Here is a 20,943-nt window from a genome sequence, read left to right as displayed (position 1 = left end):
TGGCCGATAAGGGGGTGTCCCGGTGGGGGCCGTTTCGCCGACCAGGTGGTGTGTGGAATGACCGAGGTCCTGTTGGCCGTCGGAACCGAGAAAGGCCTCTTTCTCGGCCGCAGCCGCGACCGGCTGAACTGGGAGTTCAGCGGGCCGCACTTCCGAATGAACGCGATCTACTCCGTTTCCGTCGACCGCCGCGACGGCCGGGTCAGACTGCTGGTCGGTGCCGACAGCAGCCACTGGGGCCCGTCGGTCTGGCGCTCGGACGACCTCGGCGCGAGCTGGTTCGAGCCACCGAAACCCGCGATCCGCTTCCCCGAGCACACCGGCGCCTCGCTCACCCGGGTCTGGCAGCTCCAGCCGGCCGGCGCCGAGGCACCCGGCGTGGTCTACGCGGGCACCGAACCCGCCGCGCTGTTCCGCTCCGAGGACGGCGGTGAGAGCTTCGAACTGGTCGAATCGCTCTGGTCCCACCCGCAGCGGGCCCAGTGGGGCGCCGGCTACGGCGGTCAGGGCCTGCACACCGTCCTCACCGACCCGCGCGACCCCGAACGGCTGCTGGTCGCCGTCTCCAGCGGGGGCGTCTACCGCAGCAAGGACGGCGGCGACAGCTGGCAGCCGTCGAACACCGGCCTGCGCGCCGAGTTCTTCCCCGAGGAGAGCCAGTACCCCGAGTTCGGCCAGTGCGTGCACAAGATCGCCCGGGACGCCGTCAACCCCGACCGCCTCTACCTGCAGAACCACGGCGGCGTCTACCGCAGCGACGACGCGGGTGCGAACTGGCGGTTCATCGCCGACGGCCTGCCCGCCAACTTCGGCTTCGCCGTCGCCGCCCACCCGCGCCGCGCCGACACCGCGTACCTGTTCCCGCTCGGCGGCGCCGACGACCGGATCCCGCCCGGCCGCCGCTGCCGCGTCTTCCGCACCGAGGACGGCGGCGGCAGCTGGCAGTCCCTCGCCAACGGCCTGCCCGGCGAGGACCACTACGGCATCGTCCTGCGCGACGCCCTGCGCACCGACGACGCCGAACCGGCCGGCATCTACTTCGGCAACCGCACCGGCGATGTCTACGGCAGCCACGACGAGGGCGAGAACTGGTCGCTGCTCGTCTCCCACCTGCCGGACGTGCTCTGCGTACGGGCCGCGGTGGTCGCGGGCTGAGGACGGCGGAGCCGCGGTGGTGACGGAGGTCGATCCGGGGTGTCAGGCCCGGGTGGGCAGAACGCGCTTCCCACTTCTCGCGGGTCCTTGCGAGGATCCTCGGTGTGGCCCAGTTCTCCGTAGACCGCGACAGCGGTGACCATCCTTTCTCCGAGATCGGCGACCCCGTCCTGGCCGTCGCCGACAAGCGGCGTGGCCTGCTTGCGGTGGCGGGCGCGCACGAGTACGACGAAGCGAAGACGATCGGCGTCTTCAGCGTCACCGACCGCGCTCGCCGCCGCTGGCTCCTGCGCTCCGACTTCCCTGTGCACGCGATGGCTTTCCACCCGTCCCTTTCCCTGCTCGCTGTGGGGTCCGGCGAGTACGACGGTGGCTACCACTTCGAGGGGGAGCTCCTTCTCGTCCACCTGGAGACCGGCACCGTGCTGTCGCTGATCGAGCACGACTTCGGCTGGCAGGTCCTCGGGCTGGAATGGCTGAACGACCGGGACCTTCGCGTCCTGATGGCGCCTCCCGACGACTGGGAGGACGAAGAAGCCCACGTGGAAGGCCACGTCGCCGTGGTGAGCCGCGTCGACTGGACCGCTGTCGGCGCCAAGTCCCTCACTGGCCGGGACCTGGCAGGCCCGCGGGTGCCGGTGCCCCGCCCGGACGGCCGTACGGCTGCCCGGCACGTGGTCGCCGGGCTGATGTCGCCGCAGAAGCGGCGACATCACGCGATCTGAGCGGGAGCACCGTTCCAGTGGGCTCGAATACGCTCAACAGCCGGGCGCCGCAAGCGGCTCAGGTGTCGTACTCGCCGTCCCACGGGGCGTGGAAGCCGAGGCCGTCCGGGTAGAGCTCCGCCCAGTCGTCCTCGCCCTCGGCTTCGCCCTCGCTGTCGCCCGCGCCGTGCTGTTCCACGACCAGGCCGAAGAGGCACCCCTCCTCGTGCACGGCGAAGGGCGCGATCGCGATGTCGCCGTACGTGCGATCCGGCAGTTCGTCCAGCCACTGGTCCAGCAGCTCGCAAGCGACGTCGATCACCTGCCGCTCGCCGTCCGCCGTCGTGCCCGTGCACCGTATCCGGGAGCCCAGGTGCTGCCCGGCCTCGTCGAACCGGTGCAGCACGGCGAACCAGCGCTTGTTCTCCGGCCAGTCCTTGCCGGACCACCCTTCGGGGAAGGCGGCCGTGACCGAACCGAAGAACTGCCCGCCCAGGCAGTGGCCGATGGTACTGGTCCGGTAGTCGGGCTCGCACTTGACCGGGATCACGGAAGGGACGCTCATGGCACGAAGCTATGAGGCCCCTCTGACAATCGGGCCGTGCCCTGCCCTGGTCAGCGCAGGGTGCGGAAGAACGTCCGGATGTCGGCGACGAGCAGGTCCGGAGCCTGGAGGGAGGCGAAGTGGCCGCCGGTGTCGTACGCGGACCAGTGAGTGATGGTGTTCGACAGCTCCGCCAGGCCCCGGACGGCCCGGTCACCGAGAAACGTCGCCACCCCGGTCGGCACGCCGGACGGTGCCGACCGGCCCCAGCCGTCGGCGGCGATCTCCCGGTAGAGACGGGCGGCGGAGCCTGCGGTGCCGGTGACCCAGAAGGCGGTCACATTGGTCAGCACGGCGTCGCGGGCGGGCAGCGGCTGTCGGGTCGCGGTCGGGTCGTGGTCGACGAACCATTCGAGGTTCCAGGCCAGTTGGCCGACAGGTGAGTCGTTCAGCGCGTAGGCCACGGTCTGCGGGCGGGTGCCCATCTGGGTGGCGTAGCCGGAGTGGGCGTACCACCACCGCTGGTTACGCCGCGCCTGCTCGCGCTCGTCGTCGGTGAGCAGGTCGAGTTCGGCCGGGTCCACCGGAGACGCGGCGTTGGGCGGCCCGTTGAGGTGGACGCCGAGGACGTTCTCCGGCGCGAGGCGGGCGAGTTCGGGCGAGACGATGGCGCCGAAGTCGCCGCCCTGGGCACCGTAGCGGTCGTAGCCGAGGCGGCTCATCAGCTCCGCCCAGGCGCGGGCGATCCGCCGGGTGCCCCAGCCGGTCTCCCCGGTCGGCCCGGAGTAGGCGAAGCCGGGGAGCGACGGCGCCACGACGTGGAAGGCGTCCGCCGGATCCCCGCCGTGCGCCCGGGGGTCCGTGAGCGGGCCGATGATGCCGGCGAAGTCGTGCACGGTGCTCGGCCAGCCGTGCGTGATGATCAGCGGCGTCGCCTTCGGCTCCGGCGAACGGACGTGCAGGAAGTGCACGTTCTGGCCGTCGATGCCGGTGGTGAACTGCGGGAACGCGTTGAGCGTGGCCTCGTGCACCCGCCAGTCGTAACCGTCCGCCCAGTACCCGGCGAGTTCCCTCAGATACGGCAGCGCGACGCCGTAGTCCCAGCCCACGCCGGGCAGTTCGTCCGGCCAGCGGGTACGGGCGAGGCGCAGACGCAGCTCGTCGAGCTCGGCCTGCGGGACGTCGATCCGGAAGGGGGTGATGTGCATGCGGCCACCGTAGGGATCATGTAGGTCGGCCGGTGACCGCCATACGGGCCGGCCAGATCGGCCTCCTCGCACCACTCCGTGATGATCTCCAGGCTTTCCCGCGCCCCCTGCACCCAGGTGCCCTCGAAGCCGGGCGCCGGCCCGCCGAAGCCGCGGAAATCGCTGAGCACAAAGGGCGGATAGAGCTCGCAAAGGAGCTTGTAGTCGGTCGGCAGGGCCGTTCCGAGCTCCGTCTCCAGCGCGGACCAGTTGACGTCTTTGCGACCCGGCAGGCGCAGGGCGGTCAGACCCGGCACCACGCGCTCCAGCTCCGCGATGGCTTCCTCGGGGTCGGTCAGACGGCGGACTGGTGACTGGGTACCGGCGAGATCGTCCATCGGCTCAGATTGCCAGAACGGCACCCCATGTACCCCAAGCCTCAGATCCGCTCCAGCAGGGTCCGGAGGATCTCCTCGGCGTGCGTCCAGAGCAGGGCGCCGCCGGCCCCGGGGACGGTGTGGCGGGTGGCCGTCGGGAGGCGGGACGACAGGGTGGCGCCCTGGTCGGGTGAGTGGGTGGTGTCCAGCTCGCCGTACCAGACGTCGACCGGGACGGTGACGGCGGAGAAGTCGATGCCCCAGCGGCCCATGGCGAGGGCGGTGTCGCGGGCGTAGCCGGCCGGGCCCTGGGCGAAGGCGGTGTCGAGGGCTCGGCGGTACGCGGCGGCGAAGGCGGGTGACCGGTAGACGGCCAGGTCCGGGGCCGGGCTGCCCGCCATCACCATGTCCCACATCGCCTGTGGGGTGAACCCGGCGAACAGTTCCTCGGCGGCCTGCGGGTCGGCCACGGCGAGGTCGATCAGTCGGCGCAGCTCGGCGGGGAACGGGTCGGCGGGAAGCGGCTCGGCGCGAGGCGGTTCGGCGCGAGGCGGTTCGGCGCGAGGCGGTTCGGCGGCGCGGCTGGTGACCGCAGCGGCATCGGCCGGGCCCGGGGCGGCGAAGTGCGGGGCCGCCACCTCGTCCGCCGCCGAGACCAGGGCGAGCGCGCCGACCGCGCCCGCGGCGGCGCAGGCCAGGGCGAACGGCGCGCCCTGGGAGTTGCCGAGCATGGCTGGACGGCCCAGTCCGCGCCGCTCGGCGAAGGCGCGGATGTCGGCCGCGAAATCGGCGAAGGTCCGCCCGGGCGCGGGGGTGGAGGAGCCGAGTCCCGGCCGGTCGAGGCTGATCAGGCGAACGCCGAGCGCGTCCACTGCGTCGGCGCCGAAGCCGAGTGCCCGGGTGGTGGCCGCGCCGGGGGAATGGAGGACGGGCGTTCCGTCCACCGGACCCCACTCCGCCCAGGCCAGCAGGCGGCCGTCGGGCAGGCGCTCCTCGCCGAGGCGGTCGGCGGCAGTGATGTGCACGTTCATGATCTCCAGCATGGTCGGCGCGGCCGCTCGGCGCCGCTGAATTTCGCGGCACCGGAGCCGGATGTCGTTTTCTGACACAACTGTGTCGTTGCCGTCGGTCGGTGCGGGTACGGATCATAGGCTCATGAGTCACAGCCATACCCGCCGCATCGCCATCGCCGTGTTCGAAGGGGTGGAACTGCTCGACGTCACCGGACCCGCCCAGGTGTTCTCCGCCGCCACCCGGCTGCTCGGCGAGGCGGCGCGGACGGGGGCGGCGGCGGGGGGTGCGGCAGGGGCGGGCCCTGGCGCGGACGCAGGCGCGAGCGTGGGCGCGTACGGGCGCGGACATGCGCGTGGCTACACCGTCGAGCTGGTCGGCCCCCGCCGGGGCGAGGTGGAGTGCGCGGGCGGGCTGCGGTTGTCGGCGGACCGGGCGTTCGGCGAGATCGACGGCAGCGGCATCGACACCCTGATCATCCCCGGGGCGCTGCAGCTGGGCCCGGACGGCTTCGAGCCCGCGGTGGACCCCGAGGTGGTCCGCTGGGTACGGGAGACCTCACCTCGGACACGGCGCGTGGCGTCCGTCTGCACCGGCGCGCACATCCTGGCGGAGGCCGGTCTGCTCGCCGGGCGCCGGGCGACCACGCACTGGGCCACCGCCGACCGGCTCGCCGCGCAGTACCCCGACATCACCGTGGACGCGGACGCCGTGTACGTCCGCGCCGACCCGGTGTGGACCGGCGCCGGCGTGAGCGCCGGAATCGACATGTCCCTCGCGCTCGTTGCCGACGACCACGGGCGCAGGCTCGCCCTGGCGACCGCCCAGTGGATGGTGATGTACCTCCAACGGCCCGGAGGGCAGAGCCAGTTCAGCGCGCCACTGGAGCGGCAGCGGACCGCCCGGGCCGACATCGCGGAGCTGCTCGCCTGGATCGACGCCCACCTCGACCAACGGCTGACGCTGCCCGTACTGGCCGAGCGGGCCGGGCTGAGCGACCGCCAGTTCATCCGGGTGTTCACCCGCGAGACCGGCAGCACGCCCGCCGCGTACGTCGAGGCCCAGCGGGTCGAGGCCGCGCGCAGGCTGCTCCAGGAGAGCGACCTCACCATCGCCGCCGTCGCCGGCCGCTGTGGCTTCGGCTCCACCGAGACCTTCCACCGCACCTTCCGACAGCACACTTCCGTCACCCCTCATGCGTACCGACAGCGCTTCTGCGCCCCCGACCGGTCCAGCCGCCCGTCCCCGGCTGCCGACAGACCGACCGGCAGCCCGCGCAACGAGCTCGACACCTCCGTTCCAGAGGAGACTTCGTGACCTCCCTTCCGTCTCTCGCCCCACGGCCGGACACCGCCCTGGTCGAAACCGCCGAGCGCATGCTGCGCGCCGCCTCACCGGACGCACTGGTCGCGCACTGCCACCGCACATACGCCTTCGCCGAGGCGATCCTGGCCCGCCGCGGCCTCGCTCCGGACCGCGAGGCCCTGTACCTCGGAGCCGTCTTCCACGACCTCGGGCTCACCCCGGACTGGGACGACCAGGTCACGCCGTTCGAGGAGCGCGGCGCCCTGGTGGCCCGCGAGACGCTGCTGCGGGAGGGCGCGGACCCCGAGTTGGCGGAACTGGTCGGTGACGCCGTCCGCCTGCACATGGAGCTGACCACCGGCGACGACCCGCGCCCCGAGGTCGCCGGCATTCACCTCGGCTCCGCCGCCGACGTCCTCGGCCTGCGCCTGGAGGAGATCCCGCCGGACGCCGTCGACGCCGTTCTGGAGGCCTACCCCCGCCAGGGGCTCACCGCGTTCCTGCGCGAGGCCTTCGCCTCCGAGGCACGCCGGAAGCCGAACTGCGCCACCGCGGCGTTCGTCCGCGACTTCGGATTCCTTGAACTGCTCGACGGAGGACCGGGCGAGTAACCCACTTGTCCCCGGGCCGGGCTCTGGCCGACGATGGCCGGACAAGAAACGTTCTCGGAGATCGGGTGGGCTGCGTGGCTGGAACGGAAGAAGACTGGGAGATCGGGCGAAGCATCGATGGCCTTCCGGTCGTGCGGTATCTACGTGGCGAGCGGGTGGGGCGGCCGTGGGCCGACCTGTTGGAGGTGCTGGACGCCGACGGCATCGCCGCTGCGGCCGCCGGCCCCACTGGTACGGCCGTCGACGCCACCGGTGCGGCCGTCGGCCCCGTTGATCCCGTCGAGTTCGTGCTGTCGGACATGTCCGGCTGGGTGGTCTCCGGCCCTGTCGGGCTCGGCGAGCAGTTGCTTCACCGCGGCGCGACCGTCCTCCGGCACGCTCACACCATGGAGTTGGATCTGATCGCTTGTCCTCCTTCCGCTGACTGGGCACAGACCCCGCTGCGAATCGGGTTCCGCACCGTTCCGTGCGACCGCGACGCCGAGGAGCTGTTCCCGGCAAAACGCGCCGCGTTCGCCCCCGGCCACCCCGACCACTCCCCCGAGCTCGACGACCAGTCCAGGATGGAGCGGCTGGCGGCCCTGCTCGCCGGGAAGGACATCGGCCCCGTACTGCCGTGCAGCAGGCTGGTGGTCGACGACGCCGACCAGGTCGTGGCCGGAGCCATCCTCACCAACCGCGACGGCCTGCCCTGGATCGCCAGCGTCTTCCGCCACCCCGACCTGGGCTACCCCGGCCTCGGCGGCGACCTGCTGCGCCTGGTCCTGGCCGACGTGGCCGACCGCGGACTCACCGAGGTGGGCCTTGCCGTGAGCGAGGGGAACCAGGCGCAACGGCTGTACGAGAAGCTGGGGTTCCGGCTCACCAACACCTCGCTCACGGTCATCGTGCCCTGACCGCCGACCGTCGACCGCCGGCTTGGGGCTGGTGGCCTTTCACGGGCGGGTCCTCCTGACGGGCGGGCCTCCCTCGTGGGCGGAACGCCTCAGGAACCCCCGCCTCAGGAACCCCATTGACTCTCAGGGACTCTGATGGTCTCTCAGGGGCGGGCGAACTCCAGGACGGCGATCCCGGCCAGGACAGTGGCGCTGGCCGCCATCCGCAGCCGCCCGAGGCGTTCGCGGAAGACCACCGTGGCCAGCAGCGCGGCTATGACGATGCTCGTCTCGCGCAGGGCGGCGATGGTCGCCAGGTTGCCTCGGGACTGCGCCCAGACCACCAGTCCGTAGGCGGTCAGGGAGAGCACGCCACCGGCGATGCCCACCGGCACCACCGGCCGGATCCCCTCGACGAGGGAACGACCACGCCGGGCCCAGGCGATCAGCGCCAACGCCGGGCCCTGAAGCAGGAAGAGCCAGGCGATGTAGCCGCCGACGGTACCGGAGTGCCGTACGCCGCTGCCGTCCAGCACGGTGTAAGCGGCGATCATCACCCCGGTACCGGCGGCCGCCCCGAGAGCGGGCAGCTGCGCCCGCCCGGGTATCCCCTTGGCGAGGGCGAGCCCGATCAGGCCACAGGAGATCACCAGCACGCCGAGCAGTTCCCCGCCACCGAGGGTCTGGCCCAGCACCGTCGCGGACAGCAGGGCCACCAGCAGCGGCGCCGACCCGCGGGCGATCGGGTACATCTGCCCGAAGTCCCCCAGCTGGTAGGCCCGGAGCAGAAGTATCTGGGACGTCACCTGCATCACCACGGAGGCGAGAAGGTAGGGCCAGGCCGCGGCGGCCGGCAGCGGGTTGAACGCGACCAGCACGACGGCGCAGGCGGCATAGGTGAGGTTGATCAGGGCGAAGCCGACGAGCTTGTCCGGGATCCGATGCGCCAACCCGTTCCAGACGGCGTGCAGGACCGCCGCGGCCAGGACGGCCACGGGCACGGCCGCCGTACCGCTCGGCAGCACGGATGCGAGTGCGGGCATGGCGAAACTCACCTCCAATGGGCTTGGAACTGAATTCCACGCTACCCTAGATCCATGGAAGAGCGTTCCGAATTTTCTGTTCTGGAATCCCAGCTGGCCGCGCACATCCGCGCCCACCTCGGCGACCTGCGCGGCACCGAGGCACGCGTCGCCCAGGTCGTCCTCGACCGGGGCGTCGACCTGGTGCACCTGAGCGTCAGCGACGTCGCCGCACTGGCCGGCACCGCGCCGTCGTCCGTGGTCCGGGCGTGCCAGCGGCTCGGGTTCCGGGGCTACCAGGAGCTGAAGATCGCCGCCGTCCGCCAGGCGCCGAGCCCGGCCCCCACCCCGTCCGACGACCAGGACCCGGCCGCCCGCGCACTCGCCAGCACCATCCACGCCGCCCGGGAAACGCTCGACGGAATGACCACCACCCTCACGGCGGACGACCTGCGGGAGGCGGCACAGGTGCTGGACGCCGCGAGCCACGTCGTGGTCGTCGGCGCCGGGCTCTCCGGCGCGGTCGCCCTCGACGCCGCCTACCGCCTCCGCGCCCTCGGCATCCTCGTCGACGCCCCCGCCGACCCCCTCACCGCACAACTCGCCGCCGCACAACTCCCGCCCACCGCAGTCTGCCTGGCCATCAGCCACACCGGCGCGACACAAACGGTCGTCGACACCGCCCGCCGCGCCCGCACCGCCGGCGCGAACGTCATCGCCCTCACCAGCTACGCCCGCTCCCCCCTGAGCGACGCCGCCACCCACACCCTCGTCGCCGGCGGCCAGGACCTCGTCTTCGGCCTCGAAACCACCGCCAGCCGCATCGCCCACCTCACCGCCATCGACGCCCTCACCCTCACCCTGCTCGCCCTCCGGGGCCCGACGGCCGAGCACGCGCTGAACCTCTCGGCGGACGTGACGGCGGATCACGCGTATTGATGGGCGGTAGTCGTCGCTCGGGGGCGAACCTGTTGGACAATCGTTCAGCCGAACCGGCCTCGCGGATCGCCAGTAGGCTGGTACTGCCCGGCAGTTCCGCCGCCAGGTGGTGCGGGCGCGGCATGCAAACCTAGATGGGGCGGTATGTCCGTTTCGATGAAACTAGCAAGAACTGGCCACCTGGCAAGGTAAACCCGCAGGTCACCAAGACCGCTCCCCGCGCGTGCGGGGTTGGCCCCGCGCCCGCGCTGAGCGTCGACCTGTCGGCGCTCCGCTCCCCGCGCGTGCGGGGTTGGCCCCAAACCTGACGGCGCCTGGCGCGTGGCCCGGCTGCACCTGGCGTGGCCGAGCCTTACCGGGCTGGTCTCTTCAATCCGAGGGACATGCCGAACAGCCCTCCTGCGACTGTGCCGAGCCATGGCCCGAGGTAAGCCAGGAGGGGTATATCAATGTCCCAGACACGGATGGTCGTGATGATCAGGCCGAAAAGGACGAACTGCGCGATCAGATAGATCAGGATCTTTCGCCGCGTGCTCCACGCTCGTATGCGCTCCACAAAGTCCTGCCTCATCACGCCCCCTGACCGTCGTTATGACACGCCCGATGGTAGAGCTCGGAGAACACAGGCGGCGCGCGCCCCCTTCGCCCAAGGTCGAGAACAGACCTTCAGCCACAGGAAATCAGCCGGCCCCGGCGGACTCTTCGGCTCGGGCACGGGTGCCGGCAAGGCGGTAGGAACCGGTACCGGTTCCGATGACGGTGCCGTTGAAGGTGCGGCGGTCGACGACGGCCACGCGCCTCGCCGTCACCGCCTGCTTCTGCACCCGGGTCACCCACGGCGACCCGCGATTCGCCCCATACCCTCCCGAAGCCCGACACGATCCCGCACGCCGAGGCTGCGAGAACGCGTATCGGTGAGATGACCGATGTGCGGGGAGCGGGGGCGTAGCCATAGTCCTCGGGAGATCGTTCGCGGGTGGCCGTGGTGCGCCCGGTTTTCGAAAGGACCTTCTGTGGACACGTATGCGGATCTGGTCGCGGACGATCGCGGTGAGCGCGTGGAGCTCGGCCGGCCCGGCTTCTGGACCGAGCGGTGGGCACGGCCCTTACGGGCGAGGGTCGGTGGTCGTCGGTCGCGGCGCGCTCGGTCTCGGCGGCGGCGATGGAGGCGACGACCTGGCGCAGCAGGGCGGCCGCGACGGCGCGGTCCAGGGTGGCCTGGAGGGTGGGCAGGTCGGTCGGGTCGGTGTCCTCGGTGATGCCTTCGTCTGCGAGCAACGGGGCGACAAGGTCCCCCGGCAGTGGTTCTCCTCGTCCTTCAGACGCACGCCCGAGTCGCTCTGAAGGGTCATCGTGAACTCGTTGGCCGCTAGGAGGTCCAGGCACCGACCAGCGAGGCCACATAGTCGGGGTCTCCCAGCGGAGCGCGAATCAGTTCGGTCGGCACGGACATCACGTCGACCACCTGGGGTGCTTGATCGTGGAGCCTGCGGCAGAGGCGGTCGATGAGTTCGGGCAGGGCGCGGGCGTGCGACGGTGTCAGATAGCCTTCGACGAGGTACCAGGCGAGGTCGGCGGCGATGTGTTCGAGTCGCAGAAGCTGGTACAGGTCCTGCACAAGAGGTTCCCCGGCATCGGGGCAGGTGCGCAGTGCTTCGGACAGCATTCGGGTGCTGTGGGCCAGGGCGAGTTGTTCGGCATGGGAGGACAGGTTGTTCCATGCCTCGTCCGGTGTGAGGCCTGCGGCAGTCGCGACCGCGAACCGCTGGGCGAGTTCAGTGTGCAGCCGACCCTCGCGTCTGCGGAAGAGACGGGTGAGGGTGAGGGGGTTCTCCAGGTCGGAGAGCTCGGGGCCGGGTTCTTCCGCGGGCGGCTCGTACTCCACTCCCTGAACCATCGACCAGGCCGCGTCCAGCAGGATGAGGTGGTTGTCGCCACCGGCGGACCGAAAGGCCATCGTCAGGGCCTGATAGTCGATCAGCCGGTTCTCCGAGAAGAATCCGAGTGCGCCTGCCGTTTCGCGGCAGCGGTCGACGGCGCTGTCCGAGAGCCGATCGACGGTGACCTTCGCCAGTCCGAGGCCGCGTATGACCGAGGGCGTGGCTCCGGGAGCGCTGCTGCCGCTGTCCGGCGGGATGTGCCAGCTCGGGTGGGTGGCCTGCCGGGCCAGGGCAGTGGCTGCCTTCGCTCTGGCCGCGGCACCGAACAGAAGCCGCTGCTGGTGCAGATGGTCGAGCGCGGGCCGCCTGATGTGCCATCGGTCGACGGTCTGTCGCCGAGCCGCGTGCGGCAGGGCGATCGCCACTGCTGCACGGGCGGCCGCCGCGAGTCCTGCGGTAACCGCTCCCCAGGCGAATCTGCCCACGGTCAGGCTGCGGCGGGTCCGTTCGTCGGCACTGCCCAGTGGATCGTGGAACGAGCCGTCCGCTGTGATGGTCGCGCCGTCGGCGAGCCAGCGTTCGTCGGGGACCCGGACGTTGTCGAATCGGACAGTTGCGTAGTCCAGCGGGAGAAGCGCTGTCGGGGACAGCGGGCGGATGGCGATGCCGCCGCAGGGTCCGGTTTCGTCGCGGAGGGGGACGAGGAAGAAGAACGTGCCGCGGTCCGTCCCTGCCATGTCCAAGCGGGCACTGACCACCGCGAGTCGCTCCACGCCGTCCTGGGCGACGTTCACAGGGAACTTGGCGGCGGCCGCGTCCGGGGTGTGCAGAACGAATGTCCGCGTTGACGGCTCCCAGCGGGCGCGGGTCCGGGTATGCGCGATGCTGCTCCCCCGGCCGATTTCCGTTATCAGGGCCGCGCCGACCGCGCGGGCCGTCGTCAATGTGGTGATGTCCTCGGGTGTGGCTCCGCAGACGAGGGCCGGCCCGATGGTCATGCAGTGGTGCAGGAACATCACGTGGAACAGTCGGGGGTCGGCCATGGCAGTCAGTTCGAGCAAGGAGCGCAGACGGTCATGGTCGGCGAGCAGCGGCGTGTTCGAGGGCAGCGCGGCGGTGATCCGGAGCAGTGCCTCGTAGGGGACGCCGCCGGACGCCTGGGTTGCGGTGCCGATCAGTTTGACCAGGTCGGGGTCGTAGGTGTGGGTCATCGCGGTGCTCCAGGGCTGTCGGGCGAAGGGGATTGAGGACGCCTTCGGTGCCGGAGGGCTGACTGCCCCGCTCAGAGGACGGTTGTGGGGAGCCATTGCTGGATGGTGTCCGCCTGGTGGGAGGCGTACTGGGTGATCATGGTGAAGTGGTCGCCGGTGGCTTGGCGCAGTGTGTGGGGTACCGGCCAGGACAGGCTGGGGGTCGCCCGGAGGTAGAGCGTCGGGGTGTCGATGGGGGTCGGTGTCCAGTGGGCCATGAGTTGGACGTAGGCCGCTGTTGCGGTGAGTGCGGCGGTGCCGTAGAAGCCGCCGGCGACGGCTTGGGCGAGACGGCCGGCCGATGCCTCGTAGATTTCGTGCCGGGTGTCGGCTGCGGGGATGGTGTCGAGGAGGATCAGGCCGCTCGCCGGGTGACGGTGTTCTTCGAGGCGCTGCGCGAGTGTGTGTGCTATCCAGCCGCCGGAGGAGTGTCCGAGGAGAACGAAGGGCTTGTTTTTCGCGGTGATCTGCGCGGTGGCATCAACGAGGATGTCGAGAAGGGTGGTGAGTGATTCCGGGAGGCCCTGCCCCGGGTGGTAGCCCGGATAGTGGAGGGACCACATCTCGTGGTTGCCCAGGTGCGCTGCCAGCTGCGCGTACTCCGGCCGCTGCGGGGTCGAGGGAAGTGAGGGGAGGCAGACCAGCGCGGGGGCCTGCGTACCGTGGGACAGCTGGTCCGGGGGTGTCAGGTCGGAGGGTTCGGGGGTGGTGAAGGTGGGGCGCAGGCGGGCGGCGGCGCGGAGCAGGCGCATTCCGGTCTCGGTGTCTCCGCTCTCGACGGCGGTGGTGAACTCCGTGATGAGGACTGTGTCCTCCTGGTCTTGCGTGGGGGGAGTGGTAGCGGTGCCCTGCTCGGAGGCGAGTTGTTCTTCGAGGTGACGGGCGAGGGCGAGTGGGTCGGGGTATTCGAAGACCGCGGACGGGGCGAGTCGCAGCCCGGTGGTGTTGGCCAGGAGTGTGCGCAGTTCCACGGAGGACAGTGAGTCGAATCCACTGTCGCGGAACGAGCGCCCGCTGGGGATGTCCTGGAGGTCGGGGTGGCCCAGGACGTCGGCCGCGAGGGCGCGTACCAGGGTCGTCAGTTCCTCAAGACGCTCCTCGTGCGGGAGGTCGCGGACCCGCTGTGGCCACGACAGGTCCTTCTCCTCCGTGGTCCGGCGGACAGCAGGAGCGCGGGTGAGGTCACGCAGCAACGGGGCGAGCGATCCTTCTTCGGCCTGGGCCTGGAGGGTTTGCTGTTTGAAGGAAGCCGCGAGCAGGTAGGGGCTCTGGACGGCCAGTGCCGTGTCGAAGAGGGCGAGTCCGTCGTCGGCCGACAGGGGGCGGTAGACGGTCCGTGAGGCGCGGTCCGTTGAGCTGTCCTTGGTGAACATGTGGCTGGTCATGGCGCTGCTGTCGGCCCACAGTCCCCAGGCGATGGAGATGGCGGGCAGGCCGCGTGCGCGGCGGTGGTGGGCCAAGGCGTCGAGGTAGGCGTTGGCGGCGGCGTAGCCGGCCTGGCCGGCCTGGCCGATGGCGGTCGAGGCGGAGGAGTAGAGGACGAAGGCTGCCAGGTCGGCGTCCTGGGTGAGTTCGTGCAGGTGGTTGACGGCGATGGCTTTGGGGCGCAGTGCCCTGTCCAGTTGTCGGCTGGTCAGGGACTGGAAAACGGCGTCGTCCAGGGCGCCGGCCGTGTGGATGACGGCGGTGAGGGGGTGTTCGGCAGGGACGGTGGCGAGGACGGCGGCCAGGGCGTCGCGGTCCGCGGCGTCGCAGGAGACGATGTCGACCGTCGCGCCTTCGGCGGAGAGCTCCTGGGCCAGTGCGGGGGCTCCGGGCGCTTTCCCGCCCTGTCGGCTGGTCAGGAGCAGGTGCCTGGCCTGGTGGGTGGCTACGAGGTGCCGGGCGAGAAGGGATCCGAGTCTGCCGGTACCGCCGGTGATCAGCACGGTGCCGTTCGGGTCGATGGTGCGGGGGATGGTGAGGACCAGTTTGCCGGTGTGCCGTGCCTGGCTGAGGGTCTGGAACGCCGACCGGGCGTGGGGCAGGTCCCAGACCCTCGTGGGCAGGGGCGTCAGGTCGCCGGCGCGGAAGTGCTCCGTGAGACGGCCGAGTACGGTGCGCAGTTCGTCCAGCCTGATGTCGAGAAGGTCGGAGGCCAGGTAATTGACACCTGGGTGCCGGAAGGCGACGTCCGTTGCGTCGCGCAGATCTGTGACGCCCATTTCGATGAAGTGGCCTCCGCGCGGGAGCAGTCGCAGGGAGGCGTCGATGAACTCTCCGGACAGGCTGTTGAGCACGGTGTCCATGCCCTGCCCGTCGGTGGCGGTGAGGAAGGCCTGCTCGAACTCCAGGGTGCGGGAGGAGGCGATGTGGTCGAGAGGGATGCCCATACTTTGCAGGGTGTCCCATTTGGCGGGGCTGGCCGTGGCGAAGACCTCGGCACCCAGATGCTTGGCGAGCTGGACCGCTGCCATCCCCAGCCCGCCGGTGGCCGCGTGGATGAGGACACGCTGGCCCGGTTTCAGAGCGGCCAGGAATTCGAACACGTATGAGGCGGTGGCGAAGGCCACCGAAGCCCCGGCCGCCTGGGTGAACGTCCAGCCGTCCGGGATCGGGGACACCGCCCGGTGGTCTGCCACGACCACGGGTCCGAAAGCACTGGCTGTGCGGTCACGGCCCACCAATAGCACCATGACGCGGTCGCCGGGCGCACATGAATCCACGGCGGATCCGACTTCTGTGACCACTCCCGCCGCTTCACGCCCGAGGCTGGCTCCGGGGTCGACCACGCCCAGCGCCACCAGCACATCGCGGAAGTTGAGGCCCGCCGCCCTGACATCGACGCGGACCTGTTCGGGTGAGAGCGGTACGGCTGCTTCCGGTGCCTCCCGCAGACGCAGGCTCTCAAGGGTGTTGCCTTCCCCCGGGGCGAGCTGCCAGGACGTCGCGCCCGGTGGCGGGGTGAGCAGGGCGGCCGGGTCCAGCGTGGCCAGGCGGGGCACGAAGGCGAGCCCTTTACGCAGCGCGATCTGGGGCTCGCCCGAGGCCAGCGCGAGGTGGAGGGCCTCCTGGGAGGCCTCTGTGTCGTCGAGATCGACGAGGGTGATGTGGCCGGGGTGCTCGCTCTGCGCGGTACGGACCAGTCCCCACACGGCGGCAGCACCGAGGTCGCCGATGTCCTCCCCTTCCTGTACTGCCACGGCCTGGCGGGTGATGACGACCGGGGAACTCCCGTCCGCGAGGTGTTTCCTGACTCCCACGAGAACGGCGAACAACCGCTCCGTGAGCGTGGGCAGGACCGGGACCTCAAGGACGTCCACGTCCGGCCGGCTCCGTACCGCTGCCTGCGCGGGCAGCGGCAGCGGCCGCCATACCTGGGTGAACGCGTTGTCGCGGCGGCTGAGCCGCTGCTCTCCCACGGGGCGCAGGGTGAGATCCTTCAGTGATGCGACCGTCTTGCCCGCGGTATCCGTGACCGTGACCGACGCCGGACCGCCGGCGGAGGCGGAGATGCGGGCTCGCAGCTCGGTGGCACCCGAGGCGTACAGGTGCAGCCGGCCGACGCTGAAGGGCAGTTCCACTCGCTGGGGATCGCGCAGGTTCAACAGCAGCGGATGCATGGCCGCGTCCAGCAGGGCGGGATGCAGGGCGAACCTGTGGGCCGTGTCGTGCTGTTCCTCCGGGAGCCGTACTTCGGCGTAGAGGTGGTCGCCGTGGCGCCACAGGGCCCGTAGCCCCCGGAACACCGGTCCGTACTCGTACCCGACGGCTTCCAGCCGCTCGTAGAAGCCGTCGAGCGCCACGGGCTCCGCGTCGTGGGGAGGCCATGGTGCCGTCGTCTCCGGAGCGCTTTCCCCGCCGGGTGCCAGGATCCATTGCGCGTGCCGGTCCCAGGCGAGGTCGGCGGGAGCGTCCGCTCCGCGGGTGTAGACAGTGGCCGTGCGCTGCTCCGCCGTGTCCGCCGGGCCTACGACGATCTGGAGCAGCAGGTCCTGCGTCGGGTGGAGGACGATCGGTGTGAGGAGGGTGAGATCACTGACCTGTGCGTGGCCGATCTGCTGTGCGGCCTGCAGGGCGAGTTCCATGACCGCGGTGCCGGGCAGGATCACGCTGCCCTTGACCGCGTGGTCGGCCAGCCAGGGATGAGCATGCAGGGAGAGCCTGCCGGTCAGGATCCGGCCGCCGTCCTGGGCGGTGTCGATCTCGAGTTCGAGGAACGGGTGCTCCACTGTACGCAGTCCCGCCGTCGCGGCAGTGGCCGCTTTCTTCGGCGGAGTCAGCCAGAAGCGCTTGTGCTGGAACGCGTAGGTCGGCAGGTCGGTGTCCTCGCCCCCGGACGTCGCCCAGCTCCAGTCGGCGCGCACACCATGGCAGTGGGCCTCGGCCAGCGCGGTGAGGAACCGGGGCATCCCCCCGTCGTCGCGCCGCAGCGTGGTGAGGACCGTCGCGTCGCCAGCGGCGCCGTCCACGGTCTCGTGGATCCCCGGCGCCAGGAGGGGGTGGGGGCTGATTTCCAGGAAGAGACGGTGCCCGGCCGCGAGGGCCGCTCCGATCGTCTCGTCGAAGCGCACGGTCTGCCGCAGATTGCGGTACCAGTAGTCCGCGTCCAGCAGCGCATCGCCGATGTCGTTTCCGGTCGTGGCCGACAGGAAGGGGGTCTCGGGCGCGTGGGGCCGAAGCGCGGCCAGATCCGCCAGGATCCGTCCGCGGACCGCCTCGACAGCGGAAGAGTGCGAGGCGTAGTCGACATTGACGCGTCGCGCCTCGATACCGTCGGCCTCGGCCTGGGCGAGGAGTTCTTCGATGGCGTCCCTGCCACCGGCCAGCACCACGCTGCCGGGCCCGTTGACGGCGGCAACCTCCAGTTGCCCTCCCCACCGTGCCGCGTACCGGCGCAGTGCGTCCACGCCGCTACCCGTGCAGGAGACCATGCCGCCCTCGCCGGCGATGGCCACCAGCGCACGGCTGCGCAACGCGGCGACACGGGCGGCGTCGGACAGGCTCAGCGCACCGGCCACATGCGCGGCGGCGATCTCGCCCTGGCTGTGTCCGATGACCGCGGCCGGGCTCACACCGTAGGACTGCCACAGTTTGGCCAGGGAGACGGAGACGGCGAACAGCAGCGGTTGGAGAAGATCCACACGCTCGGGAACATCCATGTCGCGGGCGACCTTCATGAAGTCGCACTCCACGAATTCGCCCAGCGCCTCGGCACACTCCTGCATCGAACGGGCGAACACCGGTGAAGTAGCGAGCAGTTCATGCGCCATACCAGGCCACTGCGCGCCCTGGCCCGGAAACACGAAGACCGCACCGGGCTCGTCACGGCGGACCCCGGTCACCACACGGGGATCCCTCTCTCCCCTGCCCAGCACGTCCAGGGCGGCGAGGAAGGACTCCGGATCCGTCCCCACCACCGCCGCCCGGTGGTCGAAGGACGTCCGGGTGGTGATCAGCGACCGCCCCAGACTCCGGGCGTTCGGGGACGGGGAACCGCGTACTGCGGAAGCCAGCCTCCGGGCCTGCTCCCGGAGCGCTTCGGGACCGTCAGCGGACAGAAGCCACACCCCTGGATCCGCCTCCACCCCGGACCGGGGCTGCGGCCGGCCCGGAGCCGACGGAACACCTTCGAGGATCACATGCGCGTTCGTACCGCTGATCCCGTACCCGAGAACCCCCACCCGGCGGGGCCGCCCCGTCCGCGGCCAGGGCCGCTGCTCGTTCAGCAGGCGCATCCCACCGGCCGTCCAGTCGACTCCGGAGTGAGGATCGGCCGCGTGCAATGTCCTGGGCAGAATGCCATGCCGCATGGCCATCACCATCTTGATCACTCCGGCGACACCCGAAGCGGCCAGGGAATGGCCGATGTTGGACTTCACCGACCCCACCCACACAGGGTGGTCCACCGGGCGCCCGGCGCCGTAGGTCGCGGCGATCGATGAGGCCTCGATCGGATCGCCCACCGCTGTACCGGTGCCATGGGCCTCCACCGCATCCACATCTGCGGATACGAGCCCGGAGTCGGCCAGAGCCAGTGCGATGACCTCCCGCTGTGAGGGCCCACTCGGAACGGTCAGTGCCTGACTCGCACCGTCCTCGTTGAGCGCGGATCCACGGACCATCGCCAGTACGGGCAGCCCCAGCCGCTCCGCCTCAAGCGGTGTGGCCAGCAAGAGGGTCCCCACCCCCTCGGCCAGAGCGAATCCGTCGGCGTCCGCGGCGAAGGCCTTCGAGCGCCCATCGGCAGCGAGTGCCTGCTGACGGCTGAACTCCAGCAGGTACTGAGGCCCGGCACCCACCGTCACCCCGGCGGCGAGCGCCATGGAGCACTCGCCCGCCCGAAGAGCACGCACCGCGAGATGCAGAGCCGCCAACGACGACGAACATGCCGTATCGACCGTCAGAGTCGGACCGGTAAGACCCAGAACGTAGGCGATGCGGCCGGCAGCCACACTCAGAGTGCTGCCCGTCACCAGGTACCCATCGGCCTCGGTACCACCCCGCTCCGCCCAGGCCGCGTAGCCGCTCTCGGTGGCACCGACATAGACCCCGGTCCTTGTCCCCCGCAGTACCCGCGGGTCCAGACGCGCCCGCTCGCACGCCTCCCACGCACACTCCAGCAGCAGACGCTGCTGAGGATCCATCCCCAGGGCCTCCCTCGGACTGATACCGAAGAAATCAGCGTCGAACCCGGCCACATCCGTCAGGAAGGCACCACTACGAACATAGGTTTTCCCGCCCGCTCCGCGGTCCGAATCGAACAACTGCTCCGGATCCCACCCTCTGTCCCGAGGCAACGGTTCCGACACGCAAGTCTCATCGGTGACAAGGCGCCAGAGATCCTCCGGTGATTCGACCCCGCCCGGAAACCGGCAAGCCATTCCCACGATCGCAATCGGCTTACGCTCCGTGAACATGTTGCTCATCCTTCCTATCCAGGGCGACGCCGGCCATCAACAGCTGGCCGTTCACCCTCTGGCAGACCCTGGGTTCCGGGCCGGTACGCACAGACCCAGGACAGCGGTGACTCGTACGCTCGGAGAACGGGCCGGACACGGCAGCCCGCGGGAACTCCGGAGCCGACGACGCCTCACAGATCCGCCTCACCGCCTCCGCGGGGGCCTGCGACTCCAATCGCCCGGCCGGACGATACGGATGTCTCCCGCAGGCTCACCGGCGACAGAGTGGTAAGCACGGCGGGGCCTACTCGGTGATGCGGGTGCAGTAGAACCACTCGTACCGGTGCACCCGCACCCGGCCACCCCGCGCCGGAAGCTGCTCAGGTCCGTCGTGCAGGCGGATACGGACAATGCCCATACGGACCTCCCGTGGTGAAACCGGAAGCACTCCCGCAAGGAGCGCGCGGCCAGGCGAAACAGCGCACGACAGCCCAGGCGCACCCCCCGGACACCCAGCCCCGATGGCCGGGCCCCAGAGTCCCGATACGGCCGTGCCTTCCCTTAAACCGTACCCGCACCAACCCCGCGCAGCACCCGGCGGCCGCGGACCTGTTGAACCCCGACCGGTGAACACCTGACCGCTGCCCCGCCCGCGCGCTGCTGGGCAGGCCGCCCGTGGGATCGAGCTGCATGTCGGCGGCGGGTGAAACGAGGTGCTGGATCACTCTCCGTGCCGGAGTCACGGAGCGTCACCGGAACCGCGATTCACCCGCCGCCGAGAGTCCCATGGAACCAGCAGATCAGAGGGCCGCAGCCGAGCTGCTCCCCGCGCGTGCGGGGTTGGTCCCAGTAGCTCGAAGGGCTTGGCCTCCACGGCCGGCTCCTCCCGAACAGTTCGAGAAGTCGACGAAGTTCGTGGAAGCGGTGCGCAAGTGCACCTGCCCGACCTGCTGAGCACCGACGAACTCCCGACTTCAATCGCCCGGCCGCCGTAACGCGCTCAGCAGGAAGGTCCGTTACTCGCATCGGGCCGGGTGAGGATGCGCCGAAGCCAGCGGTAACGGGCGTTGCGGGCGTCCTGGGTGAGGCCGCCTGTGGCGCACAGGTGTCGAAGCCGTGGAAGGCTCCGGGCCATACGTGCAGTTCGGCCTGGCCACCGGCCTGCCAGATCGCGTTGGCGTAGGCCACGTCCTCGTCTCTGA

14 protein-coding genes and 2 pseudogenes are annotated in these 20,943 nt (G+C 70.6%); 7 read left to right on the top strand and 9 right to left on the bottom strand.

Annotated features, from left to right (window positions below; translation table 11 throughout):
• Positions 1-57 precede the first annotated feature (57 nt).
• A complete protein-coding gene (locus AB0P06_RS34065) occupies positions 58-1,155 on the top strand; it encodes an exo-alpha-sialidase (RefSeq protein ID WP_363614353.1) in 1,098 nt (365 codons plus the stop codon).
• A gap of 104 nt (positions 1,156-1,259) precedes the next feature.
• Positions 1,260-1,880, top strand: a complete 621-nt coding sequence (locus AB0P06_RS34060; protein ID WP_363614351.1) for a hypothetical protein — start codon at positions 1,260-1,262, stop codon at positions 1,878-1,880.
• Positions 1,881-1,938: 58 nt separating this feature from the next.
• On the opposite strand, the gene AB0P06_RS34055 is transcribed toward AB0P06_RS34060, so the two are convergent.
• Genes AB0P06_RS34055 through AB0P06_RS34040 form a run of 4 tightly spaced genes read right to left on the bottom strand, consistent with a single transcriptional unit; the run spans position 1,939 to position 4,998 of the window.
• Entirely contained in the window at positions 1,939-2,424 is a 486-nt protein-coding gene (locus AB0P06_RS34055) for a hypothetical protein (RefSeq protein WP_363614349.1), read from the bottom strand.
• Positions 2,425-2,474: 50 nt separating this feature from the next.
• Positions 2,475-3,554, bottom strand: coding sequence for an epoxide hydrolase family protein (locus AB0P06_RS34050; protein ID WP_363614375.1), 1,080 nt, complete (start codon positions 3,552-3,554; stop codon positions 2,475-2,477).
• Positions 3,476-3,988, bottom strand: a complete 513-nt coding sequence (locus tag AB0P06_RS34045) for an SMI1/KNR4 family protein (RefSeq protein ID WP_363614347.1) — start codon at positions 3,986-3,988, stop codon at positions 3,476-3,478. The genes AB0P06_RS34050 and AB0P06_RS34045 overlap by 79 nt, the downstream gene beginning before the upstream one ends.
• Positions 3,989-4,029: 41 nt before the next feature.
• Positions 4,030-4,998 carry an alpha/beta hydrolase gene (locus tag AB0P06_RS34040; protein ID WP_363614345.1) on the bottom strand — a complete coding sequence of 323 codons (969 nt, stop codon included), beginning with the start codon at positions 4,996-4,998 and terminating at the stop codon, positions 4,030-4,032.
• A gap of 124 nt (positions 4,999-5,122) precedes the next feature.
• Here AB0P06_RS34040 and AB0P06_RS34035 point away from each other — a divergent pair, with 124 nt between their 5' ends.
• The 3 genes from AB0P06_RS34035 (at position 5,123) to AB0P06_RS34025 (ending at position 7,790) form a co-directional block, all read left to right on the top strand.
• Positions 5,123-6,295 carry a GlxA family transcriptional regulator gene (locus AB0P06_RS34035; RefSeq protein WP_363614343.1) on the top strand — a complete coding sequence of 391 codons (1,173 nt, stop codon included), beginning with the start codon at positions 5,123-5,125 and terminating at the stop codon, positions 6,293-6,295.
• Entirely contained in the window at positions 6,292-6,894 is a 603-nt protein-coding gene (locus AB0P06_RS34030) for an HD domain-containing protein (RefSeq protein WP_363614341.1), read from the top strand. The genes AB0P06_RS34035 and AB0P06_RS34030 overlap by 4 nt, the downstream gene beginning before the upstream one ends.
• 131 nt (positions 6,895-7,025) lie before the next feature.
• The gene (locus AB0P06_RS34025) at positions 7,026-7,790 is read left to right on the top strand and encodes a GNAT family N-acetyltransferase (protein WP_363614339.1); all 765 of its coding nucleotides are present in this window, start codon (positions 7,026-7,028) and stop codon (positions 7,788-7,790) included.
• 143 nt (positions 7,791-7,933) lie between these two features.
• Here the strand turns inward: AB0P06_RS34025 and AB0P06_RS34020 are convergent, their stop codons facing one another.
• Positions 7,934-8,812: a DMT family transporter gene (locus AB0P06_RS34020; RefSeq protein ID WP_363614337.1), complete on the bottom strand. Its 879-nt coding sequence runs from the start codon at positions 8,810-8,812 to the stop codon at positions 7,934-7,936.
• A 54-nt stretch (positions 8,813-8,866) separates the two neighbouring features.
• On the opposite strand from AB0P06_RS34020, the gene AB0P06_RS34015 reads away from it, so the two are divergent.
• Complete coding sequence (locus AB0P06_RS34015) at positions 8,867-9,730, top strand: MurR/RpiR family transcriptional regulator (protein WP_363614335.1); 864 nt, start codon at positions 8,867-8,869, stop codon at positions 9,728-9,730.
• Positions 9,731-10,410: 680 nt separating this feature from the next.
• Here AB0P06_RS34015 and AB0P06_RS34010 read toward each other — a convergent pair.
• Positions 10,411-10,521 (bottom strand): annotated as a pseudogene (locus AB0P06_RS34010) (AAA family ATPase); the annotation flags it as partial.
• 331 nt (positions 10,522-10,852) lie between these two features.
• Here AB0P06_RS34010 and AB0P06_RS34005 point away from each other — a divergent pair.
• Positions 10,853-11,074 (top strand): hypothetical protein, encoded by a 222-nt coding sequence (locus AB0P06_RS34005; RefSeq protein ID WP_363614333.1) that lies wholly within the window; start codon positions 10,853-10,855, stop codon positions 11,072-11,074.
• A 25-nt stretch (positions 11,075-11,099) separates the two neighbouring features.
• On the opposite strand, the gene AB0P06_RS34000 is transcribed toward AB0P06_RS34005, so the two are convergent.
• The 3 genes and pseudogenes from AB0P06_RS34000 to AB0P06_RS33990 all read right to left on the bottom strand — a co-directional run.
• On the bottom strand, positions 11,100-12,821 hold the full coding sequence (locus AB0P06_RS34000; RefSeq protein ID WP_363614331.1) for an acyl-CoA dehydrogenase: 1,722 nt from the start codon (positions 12,819-12,821) through the stop codon (positions 11,100-11,102).
• Between the two features lie 71 nt (positions 12,822-12,892).
• Positions 12,893-19,768, bottom strand: coding sequence for an SDR family NAD(P)-dependent oxidoreductase (locus AB0P06_RS33995; protein ID WP_363614329.1), 6,876 nt, complete (start codon positions 19,766-19,768; stop codon positions 12,893-12,895).
• Positions 19,769-20,741: 973 nt separating this feature from the next.
• A pseudogene (locus AB0P06_RS33990) lies at positions 20,742-20,943 on the bottom strand (alpha/beta hydrolase); the annotation flags it as partial.

The sequence above is a fragment of the Kitasatospora sp. NPDC088351 genome (assembly GCF_040685575.1).
Lineage (GTDB): Bacteria > Actinomycetota > Actinomycetes > Streptomycetales > Streptomycetaceae > Kitasatospora.
Note: the sequence above shows the minus strand (reverse complement) of the source record. Positions and strands in the feature narration are given on the sequence as shown.

Bases quoted from the DNA above. Each gene is read 5' to 3' on its own strand.
- AB0P06_RS34065 (WP_363614353.1), top strand. From the start codon at position 58: ATGACCGAGGTCCTGTTGGCCGTCGGAACCGAGAAAGGCCTCTTTCTC.
- AB0P06_RS34055 (WP_363614349.1), bottom strand. From the start codon at position 2,424: ATGAGCGTCCCTTCCGTGATCCCGGTCAAGTGCGAGCCCGACTACCGG.
- AB0P06_RS34045 (WP_363614347.1), bottom strand. From the start codon at position 3,988: ATGGACGATCTCGCCGGTACCCAGTCACCAGTCCGCCGTCTGACCGAC.
- AB0P06_RS34040 (WP_363614345.1), bottom strand. From the start codon at position 4,998: ATGAACGTGCACATCACTGCCGCCGACCGCCTCGGCGAGGAGCGCCTG.
- AB0P06_RS34035 (WP_363614343.1), top strand. From the start codon at position 5,123: ATGAGTCACAGCCATACCCGCCGCATCGCCATCGCCGTGTTCGAAGGG.
- AB0P06_RS34020 (WP_363614337.1), bottom strand. From the start codon at position 8,812: ATGCCCGCACTCGCATCCGTGCTGCCGAGCGGTACGGCGGCCGTGCCC.
- AB0P06_RS34015 (WP_363614335.1), top strand. From the start codon at position 8,867: ATGGAAGAGCGTTCCGAATTTTCTGTTCTGGAATCCCAGCTGGCCGCG.
- AB0P06_RS34000 (WP_363614331.1), bottom strand. From the start codon at position 12,821: ATGACCCACACCTACGACCCCGACCTGGTCAAACTGATCGGCACCGCA.
- AB0P06_RS33995 (WP_363614329.1), bottom strand. From the start codon at position 19,768: ATGAGCAACATGTTCACGGAGCGTAAGCCGATTGCGATCGTGGGAATG.